The organism is Desulfonatronospira sp. MSAO_Bac3, assembly GCF_003838035.1.
GTDB lineage: Bacteria > Desulfobacterota > Desulfovibrionia > Desulfovibrionales > Desulfonatronovibrionaceae > Desulfonatronospira > Desulfonatronospira thiodismutans.
This window is the reverse complement of record NZ_QYZY01000107.1, coordinates 1-5,257: the sequence shown is the minus strand read 5'-3', so window position 1 is coordinate 5,257 and position 5,257 is coordinate 1. Positions and strand designations below refer to the sequence as shown.

4 protein-coding genes are annotated in these 5,257 nt (G+C 53.4%); all 4 read left to right on the top strand.

All coding sequences use genetic code 11. From position 1 onward, the window contains the following. On the top strand, positions 1–609 hold a 609-nt coding region (locus tag D5S03_RS03890), incomplete at its 5' end, for a hypothetical protein (RefSeq protein ID WP_287042743.1). Between the two features lie 27 nt (positions 610–636). Then, positions 637–1,020, top strand: coding sequence for a DUF4280 domain-containing protein (locus D5S03_RS13750; RefSeq protein ID WP_008870036.1), 384 nt, complete (start codon positions 637–639; stop codon positions 1,018–1,020). Between the two features lie 43 nt (positions 1,021–1,063). Further along, complete coding sequence (locus D5S03_RS03885; protein ID WP_008870035.1) at positions 1,064–3,685, top strand: ATP-dependent Clp protease ATP-binding subunit; 2,622 nt, start codon at positions 1,064–1,066, stop codon at positions 3,683–3,685. A gap of 121 nt (positions 3,686–3,806) precedes the next feature. Continuing rightward, the coding region (locus D5S03_RS03880; RefSeq protein ID WP_287042742.1) for a type VI secretion protein IcmF/TssM N-terminal domain-containing protein at positions 3,807–5,257 on the top strand (1,451 nt) is incomplete at its 3' end.

Genomic DNA, 5,257 nt, shown 5'->3' with positions numbered 1-5,257 from the left:
GAAGTTTCTGATGCCTCAACTGAAGCCGGGAACCAGGCGCAAAACTGTGAAATCTGCGGTATCGCTCTGCAAGGTGATACTTTCAGTGTAGGCATCTGGAACTTCTGCCGGGACTGTATGCAGGACCTGGTGGCTTCGCCTGCCTTGGGCAACTTGCAGGTACCGGACCAGCCTGGTCAGGAGCAGGATGGATCTGAGCAGGAGGACCGGGAAGAGGACGAAGAAGCACTTTTGCATCAGCAGATGCTTCAAAGCATCCCCTGCGCAGGCTGTGGAAGACATATCCCCCTGAGAGGAGCCAAGGATGCAGGCGGGCGTCTGTTTTGCCCCGACTGTTTTGTCAGCCTCGAAAGCAGTGAAGCAGAGCAGTCTTTAGGCGATGTCTCCCCTGCCAGCACCAGCGCAGAGGCGTATTCAGATCATGAGGCCAAGTCCGGCAGCAATTCATGTGAGTCCTGCGGGCGGGAGGTCTACAGCAACAGGCTGCAGATGGAACAGGGGTTTGCCATCTGCAGTGCATGCCTGGCAACAGATCCTGCCCTGGCGGTAGAAATAGCCCGCAGTCGCCATCACAGGTTGATGTTACATTTGCGCGGGGAGAAATACTAACCCGGATGCGGTACACTTGAGGTAATCATGGCTTTTCTGGTGACAAGCGGTGCATTAATGCTTTGTACTTTCGGCACCATTCCATCGTCTATGCTGGTACTTCCAGTAAACAGGGTTTTTGCCTCAATGCCCGCGGCAACTATTATGGATTACGTGCCATTTATAAACATACCCCCCTTTGGACTATGTACGACGCCTTCTAATCCAGCTGTGGCATCGGCTACGGCTGCAGCCCTGGGGGTTTTGACCCCCATGCCGTGCATCCCGGTGACTGTTGCTCCCTGGATCACCGGCAAACCAACGGTGCTTATAGGCTCAATGCCCGCCCTGACGGACTCCAGCACTTTGATTTGTTCCTGGGGCGGGGTGATTTCAATCAAGTATGCAGGACAGGTCAAGGTGCAACTATAAAAATGCATCTGAGTTACACAACCTTCATCCCAGAGGTGACCCTATGCTTATTGACAAGTTCAATCTCAAATCCCAGGAACTGATAGAAAGTTCCAGCCGTCTGGCGGTAAAAAAAGAACATCAGCATGTTACTCCATGGCACCTGATGTCCAGCCTGCTGAACATCGGCAAGAATCCAACCCTGACAGCCCTGCAGGAATCCGGGGCTGATCTGGATAAACTCGGAGGTAGAGTATCAACCAGCCTGCTCGCCCAGCCCAAGGCCCTGGCCAGTGCCCAGCAGACCCCCATAAGCCGTGATCTGGAAAGACTTTTCATCAATGCCCAGGAAATCGCCGAGAAGGCAGAGGAAAAGTATATCGGAATCAACCATATTCTTCTGGCTGCCCTGGAGATACAGGAGCTGGCCGGGGCCCTGGAAGAGGCCGGCGCAGACAGAGAAAAGCTTACTCTGGCTCTGCAACAGGTACGAAGCGTTGACGGGCCGGGTCAGGGCAAGGCTCCGGGAGATGATTTTGAATACTTGGCTCAGTATACCAAGGATCTGACTGAATCGGCCCGTCAAGGCGAGCTGGATCCAGTCATCGGCAGGGAAGAGGAGATTCGTATGGCCAGCCAGATTCTTAGCCGTAGACTGAAAAACAACCCCATTATCATCGGCGAGCCCGGAGTGGGCAAAACCGCTGTAGTGGAGGGCCTGGCCCAGCGTATTGTCAATGGAGATGTTCCTGAAAGCCTGCAGGATGTTTCCATTCTGGCCCTGGATCTGGGCCAGCTTATTGCCGGGGCCAAGTATCGCGGAGAGTTTGAAGAGCGCTTCAAGAGGGTCTTGCAGGAGATCACCGATGCAGGAAATATCATTACCTTTATTGACGAGATTCATATGCTGGTTGGGGCCGGAGGCTCCGAGGGGACCATGGATGCGGCCAATCTCATCAAGCCGGCCCTATCCCGGGGTGATATACGCTGCGTCGGTGCCACCACTTCAGAGGAATACCGCAAGCACATAGAAAAAGACTCTGCTTTGATGCGCCGGTTTCAGACCGTGACCGTGGAGGAGCCGGACCATGATAAAACTCTGGCTATCCTGCGCGGGATCAAGGGAAAATATGAGACCCATCACGGGATACATATTTCCGACAGCTCACTGGGTGCCTCGGCAAAACTTTCCCAGCGCTATATAAGCGATCGTTTCCTCCCGGACAAGGCCATTGATCTCATGGACCAGGCCGGAGCGGCCCTGCGTATCTCCCTGGCCTCCAAGCCGGAAGACATTGACAAAATAGATCAGCAGATAGTGGAACTGGAGATCGAGGCCGGCGCTCTGCAGGGCGAAACCGACAGGCTGAGCATGCAGCGCCTGGAGGTTGTCCAGAACACCCTGGCTGATCTTAAAGAACAGAGCCGGACCATGACAGAAGCCTGGGAGCAGCAGAAGGAGGCTGCCGAGACTCTGGCAAAGGCCCGCAAGACTCTGGACGACGCCAAAAAAGAGCTGGAACAGAAAGTACGCCAGGAAGACTTTTCCAGGGTGGCCGAACTGCAGTACAAGATAATCCCCGAGGCTGAACAGGTGCTGGCCGAATATGAAAACTTTGATGCTGACCAGGAGCCTGAAAACGGCAGTCCCAGGGCGCTGTTGCCTCAGGATATCGCGGCCTGCGTTTCCCGCTGGACGGGTATCCCGGTCTCCAAGCTCATGGAGGAGGAAAAGGAGCGTTGGCTGCAGCTTGAGGACTACCTGCGCAAAAGGGTTGTGGGCCAGGATCAGGTCCTGGAGACCATCTCCAAGGCGGTGCGCCGTTCCAGGGCAGGAGTTCAGGATCCCAATCGTCCACTGGGGTCTTTTCTTATGCTTGGTCCAACTGGTGTGGGAAAAACAGAGATGGCCAAGGCCCTGGCGGAGTTTCTGTTTGATGACGAACGTTCTCTGGTGCGCATAGACATGAGTGAATTCATGGAAAAACATTCAGTGGCCCGTCTTACTGGGGCTCCTCCAGGCTATGTGGGATACGAAGAAGGCGGGGTGCTGACCAACAAGATCCGGCGCAGACCTTACAGCGTGGTGCTTTTCGACGAAGTGGAAAAGGCTCATCCCGATGCCTTCAACCTTTTTCTGCAGGTCCTGGATGACGGTCGTCTTACCGATGGCCAGGGCAGAACCACCCACTTCTACAACACTGTCATTCTTATGACTTCCAACCTTGGGGCAGAGACCATTGAGCCTGCAGAGACAGAAGAAGAAGTACAAAAGATGCGCAGCACCCTCATGGATGTGGTCCGGGGGTTTTTCAGGCCGGAATTTTTGAACCGCTTAGATGATATCCTGATCTGCAACCCCCTGACTCCTGAGGTCATGCCTCCCATTGTTGATATTCAGCTCAAAAGACTCAATAAGTTACTTGCTGACAGGGGCATAGAGATGGATATAAGTGACGAGGCCAAGCACCTTCTGGCTCAGGATGGTTTCAACCCTCTATACGGAGCCAGGCCGCTCAAGCGGGCCATTCAGACCAGCCTGCAGGACCCCCTGGCTGAAATGCTGATTAAAGAGGGCATGGATGAAGGTGGAAGTATAAATGTAGACGTTGAAGACGGTCGACTTACAATTCGCAAAGAAGAGAGTCAGCATGAAGAACCTGACAGTGCAGAGCTTGAGAGTTGAAAGTTATCGGTTAATTGTTAATGGTTGAAGAACAAAAGACTTAATTCACTGCTTTACCCTGATAACAATTAACAAATAACAGATAACTGGGATGCAGGCACAGCCTGCCTTAAGGTAATTTATGGATATAAACTTCATTGGCATCATAACCCAGGTATTTACCAGGATCTTAAGGAGTTTTCGGGAGTTTATCCCTGGCCCCCCCTGGGTATCAACACTGGTGCTGGCCCTGATAGCGGCCCTGATAATCGGGCTGGTCATGTACATTGTCAACCGCCGCAAAAAAGGCGGCAAGGCCAAAAAGTCCGGACCAGCCCAACCCCCTCCCATTCCGAGAAAAAGCCTGGTCCGGATCTGGAAGGCCTTTGTGCGCCGCATGCCCTGGGATATCCGCCGCTACCTGGGTGATTTTCAGCCCTTTTTTGTCATGGGAGAAGCCGGCAGCGGCAAGAGCAGTCTTATCTCGGCCTGCACCGACTGGGAGGGCAAGGCCCTGCAGTTTCAGCCAAGCCACGTGGATTCACCTTTGATGCAGTGTTATATGGGGGCAAGGGCTGTGGTACTGGAGATGCCTTCTATTATTCTGACGGATGTCAGTTCCGGTGCTCACAGGGCCTTGAAAAACCTCCTGAAGCAAATGCCCTGTAAAAAAGAGTTCCAGGTTGTTATTACCTTGAACGGAGCCTCCCTGGAAGATGAGGATCCTGAAAATCTCAAGAAACTGGCCAGGTACATGCGCGGCAAAATAAGCCTTATGGAAATCGGAAAAAGGCCGGTTCAGGTCAGGCTGGCCCTGACCCACATGGACCAGGTGCATGGATTTGTGCAGTGGATGGATTTTCTTCAAAAACACAGACTCTCCCCCCAGGTTTCCTGGGATGAAAAGATATATTCACCGGACCTGGCCAGGGTTCAGGACGGCTATGAAAGGCTTTTGCCCCGGGCACTTACTTCCATGTCCAGCAGGGATTATCTGGCCATGGTGGGGTTTCTCAAAGATTTCCGGCAACGCATGCAGATATTGCAGGAGTTTGCTGATGTTCTGCTTGCGCCTGATCCTTTCAGCAAGGCTCCTCAGATTGCTGGACTGACCATGCATGGTTCAGGACAGGAAAACGCTACGGGCAACCCTTTTGAGACCGGCAAGGAGGCCATGGTTTACAGGCAGGCCTGGCCTGCAAACCGCAAACACCAGGTGGCTGCTGCCGGTATTTTTCTGGCGGCCTCCCTGGGCCTGGTCAGTGCTTTCGGTATGGAGTACCGGGACCTGACCAGACTGGATTACTATGTGGAGGCAGCAGAAAGAAGGCCTCCTGCAGACTATGCTGAACTGCATTCACTTTTTCCACTGGCCCAGTATCAGGGGATTTATCACCGGGTGCTGCCCAGGTTTTTTCCTGAGTCCGAAGAGGTTATAGTAAAGCGCCTTACCGACATAATCCGGAAACATTACCTCTACCCGGAACTTTACAGCCTGCGTACCCAGGTGGATAACGCCCAGCCCTTAGTCTATCTGCTTGGCCTGATCTATGCATCCCCGAACAATCCACTGGGGCCCATGATTTTAACCAG

What these genes read in the sequence shown, in the direction of transcription:
- D5S03_RS13750 (WP_008870036.1), top strand. Translation starts at nt 637, where the DNA reads ATGGCTTTTCTGGTGACAAGCGGTGCATTAATGCTTTGTACTTTCGGC.
- D5S03_RS03885 (WP_008870035.1), top strand. Translation starts at nt 1,064, where the DNA reads ATGCTTATTGACAAGTTCAATCTCAAATCCCAGGAACTGATAGAAAGT.